Origin of the sequence: Pseudomonas sp. GZJR-8, from assembly GCF_002916705.1 — a bacterium.
Lineage (GTDB): Bacteria > Pseudomonadota > Gammaproteobacteria > Pseudomonadales > Pseudomonadaceae > Aquipseudomonas > Aquipseudomonas synxantha_A.
In genome coordinates this window covers 23472-43099 of record NZ_JXSI01000007.1, presented here as the reverse complement: position 1 = coordinate 43099, position 19628 = coordinate 23472, and the positions used below count along the sequence as shown (strand labels likewise).

Annotated in this window: 17 protein-coding genes and 1 other RNA gene; 16 read left to right on the top strand and 2 right to left on the bottom strand. The window is 61.6% G+C overall.

All coding sequences use genetic code 11. The features are described from left to right. Positions 1 to 21: 21 nt before the first annotated feature. Together TK42_RS15310 and TK42_RS15305 are read right to left on the bottom strand one after the other, a co-directional pair. A complete protein-coding gene (locus tag TK42_RS15310) occupies positions 22 to 393 on the bottom strand; it encodes a YraN family protein (protein WP_005784926.1) in 372 nt (123 codons plus the stop codon). Beyond that, entirely contained in the window at positions 393 to 2204 is a 1812-nt protein-coding gene (locus tag TK42_RS15305; RefSeq protein ID WP_078820309.1) for a penicillin-binding protein activator, read from the bottom strand. The genes TK42_RS15310 and TK42_RS15305 overlap by 1 nt, the downstream gene beginning before the upstream one ends. 176 nt (positions 2205 to 2380) lie before the next feature. Between TK42_RS15305 and rsmI the strand changes: the two genes are divergently transcribed. From rsmI to ftsA, 16 genes are all read left to right on the top strand, one after another. After that, entirely contained in the window at positions 2381 to 3286 is a 906-nt protein-coding gene (gene rsmI / locus TK42_RS15300; protein WP_164699512.1) for a 16S rRNA (cytidine(1402)-2'-O)-methyltransferase, read from the top strand. A gap of 95 nt (positions 3287 to 3381) precedes the next feature. After that, positions 3382 to 3735, top strand: an RNA gene (gene rnpB, locus TK42_RS15295) — RNase P RNA component class A. 355 nt (positions 3736 to 4090) lie between these two features. Next, complete coding sequence (mraZ, locus tag TK42_RS15290; protein WP_003171868.1) at positions 4091 to 4546, top strand: division/cell wall cluster transcriptional repressor MraZ; 456 nt, start codon at positions 4091 to 4093, stop codon at positions 4544 to 4546. Next, positions 4543 to 5490 carry a 16S rRNA (cytosine(1402)-N(4))-methyltransferase RsmH gene (gene rsmH, locus TK42_RS15285; RefSeq protein WP_005784932.1) on the top strand — a complete coding sequence of 316 codons (948 nt, stop codon included), beginning with the start codon at positions 4543 to 4545 and terminating at the stop codon, positions 5488 to 5490. The genes mraZ and rsmH overlap by 4 nt, the downstream gene beginning before the upstream one ends. Then, positions 5487 to 5780 (top strand): cell division protein FtsL, encoded by a 294-nt coding sequence (ftsL, locus tag TK42_RS15280; protein ID WP_003188663.1) that lies wholly within the window; start codon positions 5487 to 5489, stop codon positions 5778 to 5780. Before rsmH ends, ftsL begins: the two co-directional genes overlap by 4 nt. Beyond that, a complete protein-coding gene (locus tag TK42_RS15275; protein ID WP_164699553.1) occupies positions 5780 to 7522 on the top strand; it encodes a penicillin-binding protein 2 in 1743 nt (580 codons plus the stop codon). The genes ftsL and TK42_RS15275 overlap by 1 nt, the downstream gene beginning before the upstream one ends. Next, on the top strand, positions 7522 to 8985 hold the full coding sequence (locus TK42_RS15270) for a UDP-N-acetylmuramoyl-L-alanyl-D-glutamate--2,6-diaminopimelate ligase (RefSeq protein ID WP_005784935.1): 1464 nt from the start codon (positions 7522 to 7524) through the stop codon (positions 8983 to 8985). The genes TK42_RS15275 and TK42_RS15270 overlap by 1 nt, the downstream gene beginning before the upstream one ends. Beyond that, a complete protein-coding gene (gene murF / locus TK42_RS15265) occupies positions 8978 to 10348 on the top strand; it encodes a UDP-N-acetylmuramoyl-tripeptide--D-alanyl-D-alanine ligase (RefSeq protein ID WP_103734620.1) in 1371 nt (456 codons plus the stop codon). Before TK42_RS15270 ends, murF begins: the two co-directional genes overlap by 8 nt. Continuing rightward, positions 10348 to 11430 (top strand): phospho-N-acetylmuramoyl-pentapeptide-transferase, encoded by a 1083-nt coding sequence (mraY, locus tag TK42_RS15260; RefSeq protein WP_005784939.1) that lies wholly within the window; start codon positions 10348 to 10350, stop codon positions 11428 to 11430. Before murF ends, mraY begins: the two co-directional genes overlap by 1 nt. Before the next feature lie 6 nt (positions 11431 to 11436). Beyond that, positions 11437 to 12783 carry a UDP-N-acetylmuramoyl-L-alanine--D-glutamate ligase gene (gene murD, locus TK42_RS15255; RefSeq protein WP_005784940.1) on the top strand — a complete coding sequence of 449 codons (1347 nt, stop codon included), beginning with the start codon at positions 11437 to 11439 and terminating at the stop codon, positions 12781 to 12783. Continuing rightward, on the top strand, positions 12780 to 14003 hold the full coding sequence (gene ftsW / locus TK42_RS15250; RefSeq protein ID WP_005784942.1) for a putative lipid II flippase FtsW: 1224 nt from the start codon (positions 12780 to 12782) through the stop codon (positions 14001 to 14003). Before murD ends, ftsW begins: the two co-directional genes overlap by 4 nt. Then, entirely contained in the window at positions 13993 to 15063 is a 1071-nt protein-coding gene (gene murG / locus TK42_RS15245; protein WP_103734619.1) for an undecaprenyldiphospho-muramoylpentapeptide beta-N-acetylglucosaminyltransferase, read from the top strand. The genes ftsW and murG overlap by 11 nt, the downstream gene beginning before the upstream one ends. Continuing rightward, entirely contained in the window at positions 15056 to 16504 is a 1449-nt protein-coding gene (gene murC / locus TK42_RS15240) for a UDP-N-acetylmuramate--L-alanine ligase (RefSeq protein ID WP_005784945.1), read from the top strand. Before murG ends, murC begins: the two co-directional genes overlap by 8 nt. After that, positions 16501 to 17457, top strand: coding sequence for a D-alanine--D-alanine ligase (locus TK42_RS15235; protein WP_032877721.1), 957 nt, complete (start codon positions 16501 to 16503; stop codon positions 17455 to 17457). The genes murC and TK42_RS15235 overlap by 4 nt, the downstream gene beginning before the upstream one ends. Before the next feature lie 3 nt (positions 17458 to 17460). Next, positions 17461 to 18330: a cell division protein FtsQ/DivIB gene (locus tag TK42_RS15230; RefSeq protein WP_103734618.1), complete on the top strand. Its 870-nt coding sequence runs from the start codon at positions 17461 to 17463 to the stop codon at positions 18328 to 18330. A 15-nt stretch (positions 18331 to 18345) separates the two neighbouring features. Continuing rightward, a complete protein-coding gene (ftsA, locus tag TK42_RS15225) occupies positions 18346 to 19608 on the top strand; it encodes a cell division protein FtsA (RefSeq protein WP_003188682.1) in 1263 nt (420 codons plus the stop codon). Positions 19609 to 19628: the final 20 nt, after the last annotated feature.

Genomic DNA, 19628 nt, shown 5'->3' with positions numbered 1-19628 from the left:
GTGGTGAAGGTGCCGGGTGCGTCAGCTGTCGAAGGCATCTTTGAGCCAGTTCAGATCAGCAGGACCCGACGGTGTGCTTTCTATGGCGACCACATCGAAACGGCAGGGGCTGTCAGCCCAGCGATGCTCTTTTAGCAGAAAAAACTGCGCGGCGAGTATCAGTTTCTGACGCTTGCGCCCGTCGATACTGGCGAGCGCGCCACCCCATTGTGCGTGTTTTCTGTAGCGGACTTCGACGAATACTACTGTATCGCCGTCAAGCATGACCAGATCAAGCTCGCCGCGTTTACATAACCAGTTCTGCGCCAGAAGGCGCAGACCCTGTTGTTGCAGATATTTCAGCGCTTGAAGTTCGGCATCCTTGCCGCTTTGTGCGCTGGACCGCTCAGGCATCAGCGTGGGGTATCGGGCAGGCGCTGAATGGCGCCGCCGACGAACTTCGCCCATGGCATCTGGCGGTCAACGCGCTGGTTGGCGCTGATGCCCAGGTTGCCCGAGAGACCGTCGACACGGGTGTCCGGCAACGCCTTGAGTTGGCCAAGGCGCGGTGCCAGGCGGTAGGCGTCGACGCCCATCGCGTACAGGCGGCCCAGGCTGCCATTGGCTTGCGGCCATTGCGCGGCGACCTGGTTGCGCAGCGGGTCGGTGGTGTCAAGCAGCCAAGGGGTTTCGCAGAACATCACGTTGGTCATGTCCAGGTACTGGTTGCGGTCGCCGCTGGCACTGAAGACATGGGACGTGGCGTAGACCGGCACATCGCCGGCGTACTGGAAGTTCAGGGTCGGCTTGATCTGCTGGGCCAGTTGCGGGGTGACCGCCAGGAAGATGAACTCGATGTCCTGGCGACGCGAAGGCTGGGCGGCAACGTCGGTGCCGACCGTGCTTTGCAGGCTCTTGGCGCGACCTTCACTTTTACGCAACTGGAACAGGTCGGCGATCTGCTGGGCAAGTGCCACTGGCTGATCGACATACTCGACGCCCATCACAGTGCCGCCATTGGCTTCCCAATCCTGGCGGAAGGCCTTGTAGACACGCTCGCCCCATTCGCCACGCGGCACCATGGCAGCGGCGCGATGCAGGCCATCGGCACGGGCGCGGCGCGACACTTCACGGGCTTCGTCTTCAGCGGCCAGGCCAAACTGGAACAGTTGCGCCGGGCCTTGGTCGGTCTCGCTGTAATTGAGTGCCAGGGTGGTGATCGGCAATTGCGGGCGTGCACTGAGTTGTTTCACCAGTGGTTTTTCCAGCGGGCCGACCACCAATTGCACGCCGGCGGCCTGGGCCTTGGCGTAGAAGTCATCGAGGGAGCTCAGGCGCGAGCTGTCGTAGAACTCGATGACCGGCGCCTTCTGCCCGGCCTGTTCGGCCTGGTAGTGAGCCGCCATGAAACCCTCTCGCAATGCCTTGCCGACCGAAGCCAATGGGCCTTCCTGCGGGAGCAGCACGGCGATCTTGTTCAGGGGCTGGCTGGCCAGTTCCTTGAGCCTGGTCAGCGGCGTGGGCAGTTGCACCGCTGCCGGGTGGCCCGGGTTCTGTGCGCGCCAGGTATCGATAGCAGCCTGTTGTTGCTCCAGGGTGCCGGCGCCCTTGACCGCCTGGGCCAGGGTCACCCAGCCATCGAGTGTCGGGTTGCCGGTGGCTTGCAACTGTTCGGCCGGCAGCGCGGCAATCAGCACCCAGATGGCTTCGTGGTTGCTTGCAGCGGCATCGCCGGTCAGCAGCGGCGCCATGGCGACCCGCTCGCGAGCGGCGGCCAGGGTCTGGCCGTCGGCTTCGTAAGCGCGGGCGTGCACGGTACCGGTGCGGATCTGCTGGTCTGCCGGCAGCTCCTTCAGGCTTTGCAGGCTGGGATGGTTCAGCGCCGCCAATGCCGCCTTGGGCTGGTTGCGAGTCATCGCCAGTTCGGCGGCCAGGGTGCTGGCAAATATCTGCGCGGCGGGTTTGAGGACGTCCAGGGGCACCTGCGCAAGGATCTGCGACGAGCGGCCGGCATTGTTCTGCTGATAGGCCAGGTCTGCCGCACTCAGGCGCAGCATGGCGGCCTTTTCTGGCGTGTTGGCGTTCGTTGCCTGTTCGAGCAGTTGCTCGATACTGGCATCCGGAGTCCGTGGCAGGTCGCCAAGGCTGGACGAGGGCGAGCTGGCACACGCGGCCAGCAAGGCAGCGAGGCAGAGGGCGGAGAGCAGCCGCAGGCAAGCGATCATGTAAGTGTTCCTGATACCGATCAAATTAGCGTGGAAGTGTACCCAAGCACTGGCCCAGGCGCGATGTTAGTGGCGTGAAACCGTGGATTTAGGTCGTGTAAATGTTGCGATTGGCAAAGGCTGGCTGAAACGGCATCCACCGTGATGGCATATTTTCAAGGCGTCTACGCGCTACAATGTGGCTTTTGCCAACCATCGAGGTGTGCGTTTTGACTGCTCCAGGTCCATTGAATTCCACTGCTGGCTCGCTTTTTGTGGTGGCGACGCCGATTGGCAACCTGGACGACATCAGTGCCCGGGCGCTGAAGGTGTTGCGCGAGGTTAAATTGATCGCGGCGGAAGACACGCGGCACTCCCAACGGTTGATGCAGCATTTTGGAATCAGCACGCCACTGGCGGCGTGCCATGAGCACAATGAGCGTGAAGAAGGCAGCCGTTTCATCACCCGCTTGCTGGCCGGTGATGACGTGGCATTGATCTCCGATGCGGGTACGCCGTTGATTTCCGATCCGGGATACCACCTGGTCCGCCAGGCACGCGCCGCTGGTATCAATGTAGTGCCTGTTCCGGGAGCGTGCGCGCTGATTGCCGCATTATCTGCGGCAGGCTTGCCGTCGGATCGGTTTATTTTTGAAGGTTTCCTGCCGGCCAAGGCAGTCGGCCGTCGCGCACGCCTTCAGGCCCTGAAGGAAGAGCCGCGCACCCTGATCTTCTACGAAGCTCCGCACCGCATCCTTGAATGCCTGCAGGATATGGAACTGGTGTTCGGCGGCGAGCGGCTGGCATTGCTGGCGCGGGAGTTGACCAAGACCTTCGAAACCCTTAAAGGGCTGCCGCTGGAGGCGTTGCGGGCGTTTGTCGAGGGCGACAGCAATCAGCAGCGAGGCGAATGTGTGGTGCTGGTGGCGGGCTGGAGTGCGCCGGAGAATGAAGATGCCGTGGGCAGCGAAGCCATGCGCATCCTCGACTTGTTGCTCAAGGAGATGCCGCTCAAGCGTGCCGCTGCCCTTGCCGCAGAAATTACCGGGGTGCGTAAAAACGTGTTGTATCAAGTGGCGCTCGATAAACAGAAGGCTGAATAGTTCCGGGGTCGAATCTGTATTTCGTCTGAACATGATGGCACTGCCGCACTTTAATACTTGTCCTCAGACCTTCGTGCCGTTAACCTGCGCGGCGGAGAGTCGATTGGACAGTCGCTGCCCTCTATGAAAATTAGGGGGGGGAGGAAAGTCCGGGCTCCATAGGGCGAAGTGCCAGGTAATGCCTGGGAGGCGTGAGCCTACGGAAAGTGCCACAGAAAATAACCGCCTAAGCGCTTCGGTGCCGGTAAGGGTGAAAAGGTGCGGTAAGAGCGCACCGCACGACTGGCAACAGTTCGTGGCTAGGTAAACCCCACTTGGAGCAAGACCAAATAGGGTCCCAAGGCGTGGCCCGCGCTGGGACCGGGTAGGTTGCTAAAGATGTCCAGTGATGGCCATCGTAGACGAATGACTGTTCAAGACAGAACCCGGCTTACAGATCGACTCTCCACCTTTTTTCCTTGCGTTCGAATCTCGTGCGCAAACCCGGTAGTAACGCAAGAATCCCTCCCTGCCAAATCATTGGCAGATGCGTCTTCGTAATACCAAAAAAATCTTACTCTTAATAAATTACTTTAACTTTAAGTCGTAGCTCCATGAGCTATTTGCCGTTGTTGAGTCAAAAACATCGTCAAACTCTCGTTTCTCCTCCTCTTACCCTCCTAAATCTCCGTTCTGTAAGGCTTTTCCTTGAATCCGCGCCTTGACGGTGTGGTAGGCGCATTCCTATAGTGTGCGCAAGTGGCGGAAAGTGGCACAAAGTGGGTTTTTTGAACGTAAAACGCTAAAATTTGGAGAAACGCATCTGTGTTTCGCGGAGCTAACGCTATCAGTCTCGATGCAAAAGGCCGTCTCGCCATGCCGAGCCGGTATCGTGACGAGCTCATTTCGCGAAGTTCAGGGCAGTTAATCATCACGATTGACGCCGTTGACCCTTGTTTGTGTGTTTACCCTCTCGATGAGTGGGAGTTGATTGAAACCAAGTTGCGCGCGCTGCCTTCATTGCGTGAAGAAAACCGCCGCCTCCAGCGTTTGCTGATCGGCAATGCCGTTGACCTTGAACTCGATGGCAGCGGTCGTTTCCTGGTGCCTCCGCGTCTGCGCGAGTACGCCAAGCTCGACAAGCGCGCAATGCTGGTGGGCCAACTGAACAAGTTCCAATTGTGGGACGAAGATGCCTGGGATGCTGTGTCTGCAGCTGACCTGGCTGCTATTCAACAACCGGGCGCCATGCCTGATGAACTGCGTGATTTGATCCTGTGACTATTGATAGCGGCTTTAACCACATCACCGTACTGCTTGACGAAGCCGTTGAGGCTCTCGCCGTACGCGCGGATGGCTGCTATTTGGATGGCACCTTCGGCAGGGGCGGGCACAGCCGTTTGATACTCAGCCAGCTCGGGCCCGACGGTAAGCTCCTCGGGTTCGACAAGGACCCTCAAGCGATTGCCACCGGGCAAGCGCTAGCGGCCGAAGACGGCCGCTTTGTCGTTGTGCAGCGCAGCTTTGCCGAGCTGGGTGCCGAAGTCGCCGAGCGCGGCATGGCAGGCAAGGTGGCCGGGGTTTTGCTCGACCTGGGCGTGTCTTCGCCGCAGCTCGACGACCCTGAGCGCGGCTTCAGCTTCATGAACGACGGCCCCCTGGATATGCGCATGGACCCCACCCGTGGGGTCAGCGCTGCCCAGTTCATCGCCACTGCACCGGTGGAAGAAATCGCCCGCGTATTCAAGGAATACGGCGAAGAACGCTTCGCCGGCCGGATGGCGCGTGCCGTGGTCGAGCGTCGGGAAATCCAGCCTTTCGAGCGTACCGCCGACCTGGCCGAAGTGTTGAAGGTCGCCAACCCTGCGTGGGAAAAGGGCAAGAACCCGGCAACTCGCGCGTTCCAGGGTCTGCGCATTCACGTCAACAACGAATTGGGCGATCTGGAAGCCGGCCTCGAAGCCGCTCTGGATGCTCTGGAAGTGGGCGGTCGCCTGGTGGTGATCAGCTTCCACTCCCTGGAAGACCGCATCGTCAAACTGTTCATGCGTCGTCTGGTCAAGGGCGAGTCCGACAACCTGCCGCGCAACCTGCCGGTACGTTTCGAAGCCTTTGTGCCGAAAATCAAAATCCATGGCAAAGCGCAGTTCGCTTCCGAAGCCGAACTCAAGGCCAACCCACGTTCCCGTAGCGCCGTCATGCGCGTCGCGGAGAAGCTGCGGTGAGCAAGCTTTTCGCCAAACCCCTGCCGGGCGGCAGCTTCTTTATGTTGCTGCTGTTTGTCGGCGTGCTGGTGTCCGCGATTGCGGTGTCCTACAGCGCCCACTGGAACCGTCAGTTGCTCAATACCCTGTATGGGGAGTTGAGCGTGCGTGACAAGGCGCAGGCGGAGTGGGGCCGGTTGATCCTCGAACAAAGTACCTGGACAGCCCACAGCCGTATCGAAGTGCTGGCCACCGAGCAGTTGAAGATGCACATCCCGGGCGCGGCCGAAGTTCGCATGGTGGCGCCATGATGAAGCTCGAAGGCGCACTCTACCCGTGGCGTTTCCGCCTGATGCTCGGCTTGCTGGCATTGATGGTGGGTGCCATCGTCTGGCGCATCTTCGACCTGCAGGTGGTCGACCGCGACTTCCTGATCGGCCAGGGTGACGCCCGCAGCCTGCGGCATATTCCAATTCCTGCGCACCGCGGCCTGATCACCGACCGTAATGGCGAGCCCCTGGCCGTCAGTACCCCGGTGACGACGCTGTGGGCCAACGCTAAAGAGCTGCAAGTTGCCAAGGACAAGTGGCCCGAGCTGGCCGCCGCCCTTGGTCAGGACCGCAAGGCCCTGACCGATCGCCTCGAAGCCCAGGCCAACAAGGAATTCATCTATCTGGTTCGCGGGCTCACCCCCGAGCAAGGCCAGCAGGTGCTCGACCTTAAAATCCCCGGTGTCTACGGCATCGAGGAGTTTCGTCGTTTCTACCCGGCCGGTGAAACCACCGCGCACATGGTCGGCTTTACCGATATCGATGATCATGGTCGCGAAGGCGTTGAGCTGGCGTACGACGAATGGCTGGCCGGAGTTCCGGGCAAGCGGCAGGTCATCAAGGATCGGCGCGGCAGGCTGATCAAGGATGTCCAGGTCACCAAAAACGCCAAGGCCGGCAAGCCTCTGGCGTTGTCGATCGACCTGCGCCTGCAATACCTGGCCAACCGCGAACTGCGTAACGCGATCATCGAGAACGGCGCCAAGGCCGGTAGCCTGGTGATCATGGACGTGAAGACCGGCGAGATCCTCGCCATGGTCAACCAGCCGACCTACAACCCCAACAACCGTCGCAACCTGCAGCCGGCGATGATGCGTAACCGCGCAATGATCGACGTGTTCGAGCCCGGTTCGACCATGAAAGCCATCTCCATGAGCGCTGCCCTGGAAACCGGGCGCTGGAAACCTACCGACAAGGTCGAGGTTTACCCAGGCACCTTGCAACTTGGCAAATACACCATTCGTGACGTATCCCGCAGCGAAGGTCCGGTGCTGGATCTGACAGGCATCCTGATCAACTCCAGTAACGTGGGCATGAGTAAGGTTGCCTTCGACATTGGCGGCGAAACGATCTATCACCTGGCGCAGAAAATCGGTCTGGGGCAACCCACCGGTCTCGATTTTCCGGGTGAGCGCGTGGGCAACCTGCCGAACTACCGCGAGTGGAGAAAGGCCGAGACTGCCACGCTGTCCTACGGCTACGGCCTGTCGGTCACTGCGATCCAGCTGGCCCACGCGTTTTCGGTGTTGGCCAATAACGGCCGCATGGTGCCGCTGAGCCTGATCCATGTGGACGAACCGCCGAAAGCCAACCAGGTCATTCCGGAAAAAGTCGCCAAGACCATCCAGGGCATGCTGCAACAAGTGATCGAAGCTCCACGCGGTGTATTCCGGGCTCAGGTGCCGGCTTATCACGTGGCAGGCAAGTCCGGTACTGCGCGTAAGACGTCCGTGGGCACCAAAGGCTACGCCGAAAATTCCTACCGCTCGCTGTTCGCTGGCTTCGGCCCGATGAGCGACCCGCGCTACGCCATCGTCGTGGTCATCGACGAACCGAGTAAAGCCGGCTACTTCGGTGGCCTGGTCTCGGCGCCGGTGTTCAGCAAAGTGATGTCCGGCACCCTGCGCCTGATGAACATCACGCCGGACAATCTGCCGCCGACCCAACAAGCCAACGCCGGACCACCGGCCGCCGCTGTCAAAGCCAATGGAGGGCGCGGCTGATGTCTCTGAGCCTCAACAAGATTTTTGCCCATGCCGGCCGCGATCTGCTGATTCGCGAATTGAGCCTGGACAGCCGCAACGTACGCGCCGGTGACCTGTTCCTGGCGGTGCCTGGCGGCAAGTTCGATGGTCGTGCGCATATCGCAGACGCCCTGCAGCGCGGCGCGGCGGCTGTGGCCTATGAAGTGGAAGGCGCCACTGTGCTGCCGATCACCGACGTGCCGTTGATTCCAGTCAAGGGCCTGGCTGCGCAGCTCTCTGACATCGCCGGGCGTTTTTACGGCGACCCGAGCCGCCAACTCAACCTGATCGGCGTGACCGGCACCAATGGCAAGACCAGCGTGACCCAGTTGGTCGCCCAGGCTCTTGACCTGTTGGGCCAGCACTGCGGCATCGTCGGCACCCTGGGCACTGGCTTTTATGGTGCGCTGCAAAGCGGCCTGCACACCACGCCGAACCCGATTGCCGTGCAAGCGACCCTGGCCGACCTGAAAAAGGCCGGCGCCAAGGCGGTTGCCATGGAAGTTTCCTCACATGGTCTGGATCAGGGGCGAGTGGCTGCCCTGGCCTTTGACGTTGCGGTGATGACCAACCTGTCCCGTGATCACCTCGACTACCACGGCACCATGGAGGCGTACGCCGCCGCCAAGGCCAAGCTGTTTGCCTGGAATGACCTGAAGTGCCGGGTGATCAACCTGGACGACGCATTTGGCCGTCAACTGGCTGGCGAAGAAAGCGAAGCACGCCTGATCAGTTATAGCCTGAAAGATTCCAGTGCCTACCTGTATTGCCGCGAAGCCCAGTTCAATGACGAGGGCGTACGCGCCACGTTGGTCACGCCCCAGGGCGAACACCACTTGCGCAGTACCTTGCTCGGCCGCTTCAACCTGAGCAACGTACTCGCTGCCATCGGCGCGCTGCTGGGTCTGGATTACGCCCTGGATGAAATCCTGCGCGTACTGCCCAAGCTTGAGGGCCCGGCTGGCCGTATGCAGCGCCTGGGTGGCGGCAAACAGCCGCTGGTGGTGGTCGATTACGCCCATACCCCGGATGCCCTGGAAAAAGTTCTCGAAGCCCTGCGCCCACATGCCAAGGGCAAATTGCTCTGCCTGTTCGGCTGCGGCGGTGATCGCGATCGCGGCAAGCGTCCGTTGATGGCTGAGATTGTCGAGCGTTTGGCCGACGGCGTACTCGTCACCGACGACAACCCGCGCAGTGAAGACCCAAGCCAGATTTTCGATGACATCCGTGTCGGCTTCAAAGATGCCTCCAAGGCCACCTTCGTTGCTGGTCGTGGTGCCGCCATTGCCCAACTGATTGCCAGCGCCAGCGCTGACGATGTGGTGGTGCTGGCGGGCAAGGGGCACGAGGACTACCAGGAAATCAACGGCGAGCGCCATGCCTTCTCCGATCTGGTCGAGGCTGATCACGCCTTGACTGCCTGGGAGGTCGCCCATGCTTAAAGTCATGCAGTTCAGCCAACTTACCCAGGCCCTGTCGGCCCGCGTAGTGTCGAGCGATTGCACCTTCAACGGCGTGAGTATCGACAGCCGCAACATTCAGCCTGGGCAGTTGTTTGTCGCCTTGGCAGGCCCGCGCTTCGATGGTCACGACTACCTGAACGAAGTCGCCGCCAAAGGTGCCGTCGGTGCCTTGGTACAGCGTGAAGTGCCCGACTCCACCTTGCCGCAATTGCTGGTGCCCGATACTCGCTTGGCCTTGGGTCAATTGGGTGCGCTCAACCGCGCTGCTTTTGACAAGCCGGTGGCGGCCATTACCGGCTCCAGCGGCAAGACCACGGTCAAGGAACTGCTTGCCGGTGTCCTGCGTACGCGCGGGCCGGTGCTTGCGACCCGGGGCAACCTCAACAATGATTTCGGCGCACCGCTCACCCTGCTCGAACTGGCCCCGGAGCACACGGCAGCCGTGATCGAGCTGGGGGCTTCGCGTATCGGCGAAATCGCCTACACCGTGGCGCTGACCAAGCCTCACGTGGCGATCATCAACAATGCCGGTACCGCCCATGTCGGCGAGTTCGGCGGCCCGGAAAAAATCGTCGAAGCCAAGGGTGAAATCCTTGAAGGGCTCGACGCCTCGGGCACCGCTGTGCTGAACCTGGACGACAAGGCTTTCGAGACCTGGCGTGTACGCGCCGCCGGCCGCAAGGTGATGACGTTTGCGGTGCTCAATGCCGCGGCCGACTTCCATGCTTCAAATATCACCGTCGACGCCCGCGGTTGCCCGTCCTTCACCTTGCATACCCCGCAAGGCAGCGAACACGTGCAGCTGAACCTGCTGGGCAACCATAACGTTGCCAACGCCCTGGCCGCCGCCGCCGCCGCCCATGCCCTGGGCGTGTCGCTGTTCGGTATCGCTACGGGCCTGGGCGCGGTGCAGCCGGTCAAGGGCCGCACTGTGGCGCAATTGGCTGCCAACGGGATGCGCGTGATTGATGACACCTACAACGCCAACCAGTCCTCGGTCTGCGCCGCCATAGATCTGCTCAAGGGTTTCGATGGCCGCAAAGTACTGGTGCTGGGCGATATCGCCGAGCTGGGCGACTGGGCCGAGCAGTCCCATCGCGAAGTGGGTGCCTACGCCAGCGGCAAGGTCGACGCGCTCTACGCGGTCGGCCCGAACATGACTCACGCCGTGAGCGCCTTCGGTCCCGGTGCGCGGCATTTTGCGACGCAAGCTGAATTGATCCAGGCGCTGACGGCGACTGAACACGACAAACACACAACCATTTTGATCAAGGGATCGCGCAGCGCGGTGATGGAAAACGTCGTCGCAGCCTTGTGTGGCTCAAGTACGGAGAAACATTAATGCTGCTGCTGCTGGCTGAGTATCTGCAACAGTTCCACAAAGGCTTCGCGGTCTTTCAGTACCTGACCCTGCGCGGGATCCTGGGTGTGCTGACCGCGCTGTCTTTGTCACTGTTTCTGGGGCCGTGGATGATCCGCACCCTGCAGAACCTGCAAATTGGTCAATCGGTTCGCAATGACGGCCCGCAGTCGCACCTGTCCAAGTCCGGCACGCCGACCATGGGCGGTGCGCTGATCCTGTCGTCCATCGGCGTCAGCACCTTGCTCTGGGCCGACCTGCATAACCGCTACGTGTGGGTGGTGCTGCTGGTGACCCTGCTGTTCGGTGCCATCGGCTGGGTGGATGACTACCGCAAAGTGATCGAGAAAAACTCCAAGGGGCTGCCAAGCCGCTGGAAGTATTTCTGGCAGTCGGTGTTCGGTCTCGCTGCGGCAGTCTTCCTGTACACCACTGCGCCAAGCGCCGTGGAAACCACCTTGATCATCCCGATGCTCAAGGATGTGAGCATTCCACTGGGTGTCGGCTTCGTGGTGCTGACCTATTTCGTGATCGTCGGCTCCAGCAACGCGGTGAACCTGACCGACGGCCTTGATGGCCTGGCGATCATGCCGACGGTGATGGTTGGCGGTGCACTCGGCATCTTCTGCTACCTGTCGGGCAACGTGAAATTCGCAGAATACCTGCTGATCCCTTACGTACCGGGCGCTGGTGAGCTGATCGTGTTCTGCGGCGCGCTGATCGGTGCCGGCCTGGGGTTCCTGTGGTTCAACACCTACCCGGCACAAGTCTTCATGGGCGACGTCGGCGCGCTGGCGCTGGGCGCTGCCCTTGGCACCATAGCGGTGATCGTTCGCCAGGAAATCGTGCTGTTCATCATGGGCGGTGTATTCGTGATGGAAACCCTGTCGGTGGTCATCCAGGTGGCTTCCTTCAAATTGACCGGGCGTCGTGTGTTCCGCATGGCGCCGATCCACCACCACTTTGAACTCAAGGGCTGGCCCGAGCCACGTGTGATTGTCCGTTTCTGGATCATCACCGTGATTCTGGTACTGGTCGGCCTTGCCACCCTGAAACTGAGGTAGAAACGAGTGTCCCTGATCGCTTCAGACCACTTCCGCATCGTTGTCGGCCTCGGCAAGAGCGGCATGTCCCTGGTTCGCTTCCTGGCGAACCGGGGCACGTCGTTTGCCGTGGCCGACACGCGGGAAAATCCACCGGAGCTGGTCACGCTGCGCCGTGACTACCCGCACGTGGAAGTGCGTTGTGGCGAGTTGGATGTCGAGTTTCTGTGCCGTGCCGATGAGCTCTACGTGAGCCCCGGCCTGGCGCTGGCTACACCCGCCCTGCAAGCTGCTGCAGCGCGTGGCGTCAAGTTGTCCGGCGATATCGATCTGTTTGCGCGTAACGCCAAGGCGCCGATCGTGGCCATCAGCGGTTCCAATGCGAAGAGCACCGTGACCACCCTGGTCGGCGAAATGGCGGCTGCGGCCGGCAAGCGCGTGGCCGTGGGCGGCAATCTTGGTGTGCCGGCGCTGGACCTGCTCAGCGACGACGTCGAGTTGTACGTGATGGAGTTGTCGAGCTTCCAGCTGGAAACCACCCACGATCTCGGCGCTGAAGTGGCCACCGTGCTGAATGTCAGCGAAGACCATATGGACCGCTACAGCGGCCTGCCGGCTTATCACCTGGCCAAGCACCGGATCTTCCGTGGCGCCAGGCAATTTGTAGTCAATCGCCAGGATGCCCTGAGCCGTCCGCTGATGGGCGAGGGCATGCCTTGCTGGACTTTCGGTCTGGGCAAACCCGATTTCAAAGGCTTCGGCATTCGCGAAGAGAACGGCGAGAAGTACCTGGCCTTCGAATTCCAGAACCTGATGCCGGTACGCGAGCTTAAGATCCGTGGCGCACATAACCAGTCCAATGCCCTGGCTGCACTGGCGCTCGGTCATGCGGTTGGCCTGCCATTCGACGCCATGCTCGCCAGCCTGCGTACGTTCGCTGGCCTTGAGCATCGCTGCCAGTGGGTACGCGACCTCAATGGCGTGAGCTACTACAACGACTCCAAGGCCACCAACGTCGGTGCCGCCTTGGCTGCCATCGAGGGCCTGGGTGCCGATATCGACGGCAAGCTGGTGCTGATCGCTGGTGGTGATGGCAAGGGCGCCGACTTCAAGGACCTTGCAAATCCGGTCGCCGCCCATTGCCGCGCCGTGGTGCTGATGGGTCGCGATTCGGACCTGATCGCCGCCGCCCTCGGCGACGCGGTGCCGCAAGTACGCGCGACTTCGCTGGATGACGCCATTGCCCACTGCAAAGCCCTGGCCCAGCCGGGTGACGCGGTGCTGCTGTCGCCGGCCTGCGCCAGTTTCGACATGTTCAAGAATTACGAAGAGCGCGGTCAGCTGTTCGCCCGCGCCGTGGAGGCCTTGGCATGAGCCTCAACCTGAAAAACATCATCAAGCCGTACCCGTCGCCGATCATTACCGGGCGCGGCATCGACCTCGATTTTCCGATGCTCGCCGGGTGCCTGGCGCTGCTCGGCCTGGGCCTGGTGATGATCACTTCGGCTTCCTCCGAAGTGGCTGCCGTGCAGTCGGGCAATACCCTTTACATGATGATCCGTCACCTGGTGTATCTGGTGATCGGCCTCGGCGCGTGCATCGTCACCATGATGATTCCTATCGCCACCTGGCAGCGTCTGGGCTGGCTGATGCTGATCGGCGCGTTCGGCTTGCTGGTGATGGTGATCGTGCCCGGCATCGGCCGCGAGGTGAACGGTTCGATGCGCTGGATCGGCTTCGGCGCGTTCAACGTGCAGCCCTCGGAGATCGCCAAAGTGTTCGTGGTGATCTACCTGGCCGGTTACCTGGTACGCCGTCAGAAAGAAGTGCGCGAAAGCTGGATGGGCTTCTTCAAACCCTTCATCGTGCTGCTGCCCATGGCCGGGCTATTGCTGATGGAACCCGACTTCGGTGCCACCGTGGTCATGATGGGTGCTGCGGCGGCCATGCTGTTCCTCGGCGGCGTCGGCCTGTTCCGCTTCACCTTGATGGTGGTGCTGGCAGTCGCGGCGGTGACCATTCTGGTGCAGGCGCAGCCTTACCGGATGGCGCGTCTGATTACCTTTACCGACCCCTGGTCCGATCAGTTCGGTTCCGGCTACCAGTTGACCCAGGCGCTGATTGCCTTCGGTCGCGGCGAGTGGCTGGGCGTGGGCCTGGGCAACAGCGTGCAGAAGCAGTTCTACCTGCCCGAAGCCCACACCGACTTCGTGTTCTCGGTACTGGCCGAAGAGCTGGGTGTCGTGGGTTCGCTGTGCACTGTCGGCCTGTTTGTATTCGTCTGTGTACGCGCCATGTACATCGGTCTGTGGGCCGAGAAGGCCAAGCAGTTCTTTGCCGCCTACGTTGCCTACGGGCTGGCGTTCCTGTGGATCGGCCAGTTCCTGATCAACATCGGTGTGAACGTCGGCCTGCTGCCGACCAAGGGCCTGACCTTGCCGTTCCTCAGCTACGGTGGCAGTTCGTTGGTGATCTGCTGCGCCTGTCTTGGCTTGTTGCTGCGTATCGAGTGGGAGAGTCGAACCCACTTGGGCAGCGAAGAGATGGAGTTCAGCGAAAGCGACTTCGCCGAGGAGCCGACCCATGGGCGCTAACGTGCTGATCATGGCCGGCGGCACCGGGGGGCATGTGTTCCCGGCCCTGGCTTGCGCCCGTGAATTCCAGAACCGCGGCTATACCGTGCACTGGTTGGGTACGCCCCGTGGCATTGAAAACGAGTTGGTGCCCAATGCCGGTTTGCCCCTGCATTTGATCAACGTCACCGGCCTGCGTGGCAAGAGCAAGTTGTCTCTGCTCAAGGCGCCGTTCGTGTTGCTCAAGGCGGTCATGCAGGCACGCAGGATCATCCGCGAACTGAAGCCGGTGTGCGTGCTCGGTTTCGGTGGTTATGTGACCGGCCCTGGTGGCGTTGCGGCGAAGCTCGCTGGCGTACCGGTGATCGTGCACGAACAGAACGCCGTCGCCGGGACTGCCAACCGTCTGCTGGTGCCGTTGGCATCGCGGGTGTGTGAAGCCTTCCCGAAAACCTTCGCTGCCTCGGACAAGCTTCGCACCACCGGCAATCCGGTGCGTACCGAACTGTTCATGGCCATTGCGCGTGACGTTCTGGCCGGCCGCAAGGCACACCTGCTGATCCTGGGCGGAAGCCTGGGCGCCGAGCCACTGAACAAATTGCTGCCTGAAGCCGTTGCGCAACTTCCTGAGACTCTGCGCCCGGAGATCTTCCACCAGGCCGGCAAGAACCATGATGAAGTCACCGCCACGCGTTATCGCGAGGCCGGTGTGGAGGCCAATGTACAGCCCTTCATCAAAGACATGGCCCAAGCCTATGGCTGGGCCGACCTGGTGGTCTGCCGCGCTGGTGCGCTGACCGTCAGTGAACTGGCCGCTGCCGGTCTGCCGTCGTTGCTGGTGCCTTTGCCCCATGCGATCGACGATCACCAGACCCGCAACGCCGAATATTTGGCCGGGGAGGGCGCTGCCTTCCTGCTGCCGCAAAGAACGACTGGCGCCGCCGATTTGGCCGCACGCCTGACCGAGGTTTTGATGCAACCGGAACGACTCAACAGCATGGCGAGCACCGCAAGCCGCCTGGCCAAACCTGAAGCAACCCGCACCGTGGTCGATATCTGCCTGGAGGTGGCCCATGGTTGAGAATCAGAAAGCCATGCCGCAACCCGAGATGCGCCGCATCCGTCGCATTCACTTCGTCGGTATCGGTGGTGTGGGCATGTGCGGCATCGCCGAAGTACTGCTGAACCTGGGCTACCAGGTGTCCGGCTCGGACTTGAAAGAGTCGCCGGTCACCGAGCGTCTGAAGTCCTTCGGTGCGCAGATCTTTATCGGCCACCGTGCCGAGAACGCCGCCGAGGCCGACGTGCTGGTGGTGTCCAGTGCCGTGAACACGTCCAACCCGGAAGTGGCCACCGCCCTTGAACGCCGTATCCCGGTGGTGCCGCGTGCCGAGATGCTCGCCGAACTGATGCGCTATCGCCACGGCATCGCCGTCGCCGGTACCCATGGCAAGACCACCACCACCAGCCTGATCGCTTCGGTGTTCGCCGCCGGTGGCCTGGACCCGACGTTCGTCATCGGTGGCCGCCTGAATGCAGCCGGCACCAATGCCCAACTCGGCACCAGCCGCTATCTGATCGCCGAAGCCGATGAAAGCGATGCGAGCTTCCTGCACCTGCAACCGCTGGTCGCCGTCGTCACCAACATCGACGAAGACCACATGGCGACCTACGACGGTGACTTCAATAAACTGAAGAAAACCTTCGTCGACTTCCTGCACAACCTGCCGTTCTACGGTCTGGCGGTGGTGTGCCTGGACGATCCGGTGGTGCGTGAAATCCTGCCGCAGGTCAAGCGTCCGACCGTGACCTACGGCTTCAGCGAAGACGCCGATGTGCGCGCAATCAATGTACGCCAGGAAGGCATGCAAACCTTCTTCACCGTGCTGCGTCCCGACCGCGAACCGCTGGATGTCTCGGTGAACATGCCGGGCAACCACAACGTGCTGAACTCCCTGGCGACCATCTGCATCGCCACCGATGAGGGCGTCAGCGATGAAGCCATCGTCGAAGGGCTGTCGCGCTTTGCCGGTGTCGGCCGTCGCTTCCAGGTCTACGGCCAGTTGCCGGTTGAAGGCGGTGACGTCATGCTGGTGGACGACTACGGTCACCACCCGACCGAAGTTGCCGCTGTGATCAAGGCCGTGCGCGGCGGCTGGCCGGAGCGCCGCCTGGTGATGGTTTACCAGCCGCACCGCTACAGCCGTACCCGCGACCTGTACGACGATTTCGTCAATGTACTGGCCGATGCCAACGTGCTGCTGCTGATGGAGGTTTACCCGGCCGGTGAAGAACCGATCCCGGGCGCTGACAGCCGCAAGCTGTGCAACAGCATCCGCCAGCGTGGCCAACTGGACCCGATCTACATCGAGCGTGGCGTCGACCTGGCCCCTATCGTCAAGCCGTTGCTGCGCGCCGGCGACATCCTGCTGTGCCAGGGTGCCGGTGATATCGGTGGCCTTGCGCCCAAGTTGCTGGCGAGCCCGCTGTTTGCAGCCGTGGCAAAGGGGGCGTCGAAATGATCACTGACTACGGCTCCCTGTTTTCCACTGTCGCGCCTGCCGATTTCGGTCGCGTCGCTGTGCTGTTCGGCGGCAAGAGCGCTGAGCGCGAAGTGTCGCTCAAGTCCGGCAATGCCGTGCTCCAGGCGCTGCAAAGTGCCGGTGTGAACGCCTTTGGCATCGACGTCGGCGATGACTTCCTCGCCCGTCTGCAAGCCGAGAAGATCGACCGCGCCTTCATCATCCTCCATGGTCGTGGCGGTGAAGACGGCAGCATGCAAGGCCTGCTCGAATGTGCCGGCATCCCCTACACCGGTAGCGGTATCCTCGCTTCCGCGCTGGCGATGGACAAATTGCGCACCAAGCAGGTGTGGCACAGCCTGGGTATTCCGACCCCGCGTCACGCCGTGCTGTGCAGCGAAGACGATTGTATTTCTGCGGCCAAGGAACTGGGCCTGCCTTTGATCGTCAAACCAGCCCATGAAGGCTCCAGTATCGGCATGGCTAAAGTGAACTCGGCCGCCGAATTGATCGACGCATGGAAAGCGGCAAGTACCTACGATTCGCAAGTGTTGGTGGAACAGTGGATTTCCGGTCCCGAGTACACCATCGCCACCCTGCGTGGCCAGGTATTGCCGCCCATCGCTTTGGGCACGCCCCACACCTTTTATGACTACGACGCCAAGTACCTGGCTTCCGATACCCAGTACCGGATCCCATGTGGCCTCGAAGCAACCAAGGAACAGCAATTGATGGACCTCACGGCGAAAGCCTGTGAGGCGTTGGGTATCGCCGGTTGGGCGCGGGCAGACGTGATGCAGGATGACCAAGGGAATTTCTGGTTCCTTGAAGTCAACACCGCACCGGGGATGACCGACCACAGCCTGGTGCCGATGGCCGCTCGCGCAGCCGGCCTGGATTTTCAGCAGTTGGTGCTGGCGATCCTGGCGGCAAGTATCGAGTCACGAGGCTAAGACATGAAAGGCGCATCGCTTCGTCATCAGCCCCCACAAGCACCGAGCCGCAAGCCGGTGCCACGGGGTGCCAGCCGCATGGTGGCCAAAGAGCCGATGTCGGCGCGCCTGCCCAAAGCCAACTTTGGTTTTATCAAGGCGCTGTTCTGGCCGGTATTGCTGGTGGTGCTGGGGTTCGGTACCTACGAAGGCGCGCAACGCCTGCTGCCGTATGCCGACCGGCCGATCACCAAGATCAGCGTGCAGGGCGACTTGAGCTACATCAGCCAGCAGGCGGTACAGCAGCGCATCGGCCCGTACCTGGCCGCGAGCTTCTTTACCATCGACCTGGCCGGTATGCGCTCGGAGCTGGAACAGATGCCGTGGATCGCCCACGCCGAAGTGCGCCGCGTATGGCCCGACCAGGTCACGATCCGCCTGGAAGAACAACTGCCCGTGGCCCGTTGGGGTGATGAAGCGCTGTTGAACAACCAGGGCCAGGCGTTCACCCCGCGTGAGCTGGCCAACTATGAGCACCTGCCGCAGCTGTTCGGGCCGCAGCGGGCGCAGCAGCAAGTGATGCAGCAGTACCAGGCCTTGAGCCAGATGCTGCGGCCACTGGGCTTCTCCATTGCACGCCTGGAACTGCGTGAACGGGGCAGCTGGTTTTTGACAACCGGGGCAGGCAGTTCCGGCCAGGGCATCGAGTTGTTGCTGGGACGCGACCGCTTGGTGGAAAAGATGCGCCGCTTTATTGCCATCTATGAAAAAACCTTGAAAGAACAGATTACGAACATTGCGAGCGTCGACCTGCGTTACGCCAACGGCCTGGCCGTCGGCTGGCGTGCACCGGCCGCGCCCACGGCAGCACAACCCGCTGTCGCGAAGAATTAAGAAGAGGCAGGACCCATGGCAAACGTGCAAAGCGGCAAAATGATCGTCGGTCTCGATATCGGCACCTCCAAGGTGGTGGCGCTGGTGGGCGAGGTTGGGGAAGACGGCGCGATCGAAATCGTCGGTATTGGCACGCATCCGTCCCGGGGCCTGAAGAAGGGCGTGGTGGTGAACATCGAGTCCACCGTGCAATCGATCCAGCGCGCCATCGAAGAAGCGCAGCTGATGGCCGGTTGCCGGATTCACTCGGCGTTCGTCGGCGTGGCCGGCAACCATATCCGCAGCCTGAATTCCCATGGCATCGTGGCGATCCGCGACCGTGAAGTCAGCTCGGCCGACCTTGAGCGCGTCCTCGACGCCGCCCAGGCCGTGGCGATCCCGGCTGACCAGCGCGTGCTGCACACCCTGCCGCAGGACTACGTGATCGATAACCAGGAAGGCGTGCGCGAGCCCCTCGGCATGTCGGGCGTACGTCTGGAAGCCAAGGTCCATGTGGTGACCTGCGCCGTCAACGCCGCACAGAACATTGAAAAATGCGTGCGCCGTTGCGGCCTGGAAATCGACGACATCATTCTCGAACAGTTGGCTTCGGCCTACTCGGTACTCACCGACGACGAAAAAGAGCTGGGCGTGTGCCTGGTGGACATCGGCGGCGGCACCACCGACATCGCGATCTTCACCGAGGGTGCGATCCGTCACACCGCGGTGATCCCGATTGCCGGCGACCAGGTCACCAACGACATCGCCATGGCGTTGCGTACACCGACCCAGTACGCCGAAGAAATCAAGATCCGCTACGCCTGCGCCCTGGCCAAACTTGCCGGTGCCGGCGAGACCATCAAGGTGCCAAGCGTGGGCGACCGTCCACCGCGCGAACTGTCGCGCCAGGCTCTGGCCGAAGTGGTCGAGCCGCGCTACGACGAACTGTTCACCCTGATCCAGGCCGAACTGCGTCGCAGCGGCTACGAAGATTTGATCCCGGCCGGCATCGTGCTGACCGGTGGCACCTCGAAAATGGAAGGCGCGGTCGAACTGGCCGAAGAGATCTTCCACATGCCTGTGCGCCTGGGCGTGCCCCATGGCGTGAAAGGCCTGGGCGACGTCGTGCGCAACCCGATTTATTCCACCGGTGTGGGCTTGCTGTTGTACGGGCTGCAAAAGCAGACCGATGGCATTTCCTTGTCGGGCCCGAGCATCCGCGACAGCTACCGCAGTGACGACGAAGCCAAAGCGCCGTTGTTCGAGCGGTTGCAGGCTTGGGTCAAAGGCAATTTCTAAAGATTTACCGCGACACCGCA

Coding starts and splice junctions, on each gene's coding strand:
- TK42_RS15270 (WP_005784935.1), top strand. CDS start 7,522: ATGTCTCTGAGCCTCAACAAGATTTTTGCCCATGCCGGCCGCGATCTG.
- TK42_RS15305 (WP_078820309.1), bottom strand. CDS start 2,204: ATGATCGCTTGCCTGCGGCTGCTCTCCGCCCTCTGCCTCGCTGCCTTG.
- TK42_RS15230 (WP_103734618.1), top strand. CDS start 17,461: ATGAAAGGCGCATCGCTTCGTCATCAGCCCCCACAAGCACCGAGCCGC.
- murG (WP_103734619.1), top strand. CDS start 13,993: ATGGGCGCTAACGTGCTGATCATGGCCGGCGGCACCGGGGGGCATGTG.
- TK42_RS15235 (WP_032877721.1), top strand. CDS start 16,501: ATGATCACTGACTACGGCTCCCTGTTTTCCACTGTCGCGCCTGCCGAT.
- ftsA (WP_003188682.1), top strand. CDS start 18,346: ATGGCAAACGTGCAAAGCGGCAAAATGATCGTCGGTCTCGATATCGGC.
- murC (WP_005784945.1), top strand. CDS start 15,056: ATGGTTGAGAATCAGAAAGCCATGCCGCAACCCGAGATGCGCCGCATC.
- rsmI (WP_164699512.1), top strand. CDS start 2,381: ATGTGGCTTTTGCCAACCATCGAGGTGTGCGTTTTGACTGCTCCAGGT.
- mraY (WP_005784939.1), top strand. CDS start 10,348: ATGCTGCTGCTGCTGGCTGAGTATCTGCAACAGTTCCACAAAGGCTTC.
- murF (WP_103734620.1), top strand. CDS start 8,978: ATGCTTAAAGTCATGCAGTTCAGCCAACTTACCCAGGCCCTGTCGGCC.
- TK42_RS15275 (WP_164699553.1), top strand. CDS start 5,780: ATGAAGCTCGAAGGCGCACTCTACCCGTGGCGTTTCCGCCTGATGCTC.
- ftsW (WP_005784942.1), top strand. CDS start 12,780: ATGAGCCTCAACCTGAAAAACATCATCAAGCCGTACCCGTCGCCGATC.
- TK42_RS15310 (WP_005784926.1), bottom strand. CDS start 393: ATGCCTGAGCGGTCCAGCGCACAAAGCGGCAAGGATGCCGAACTTCAA.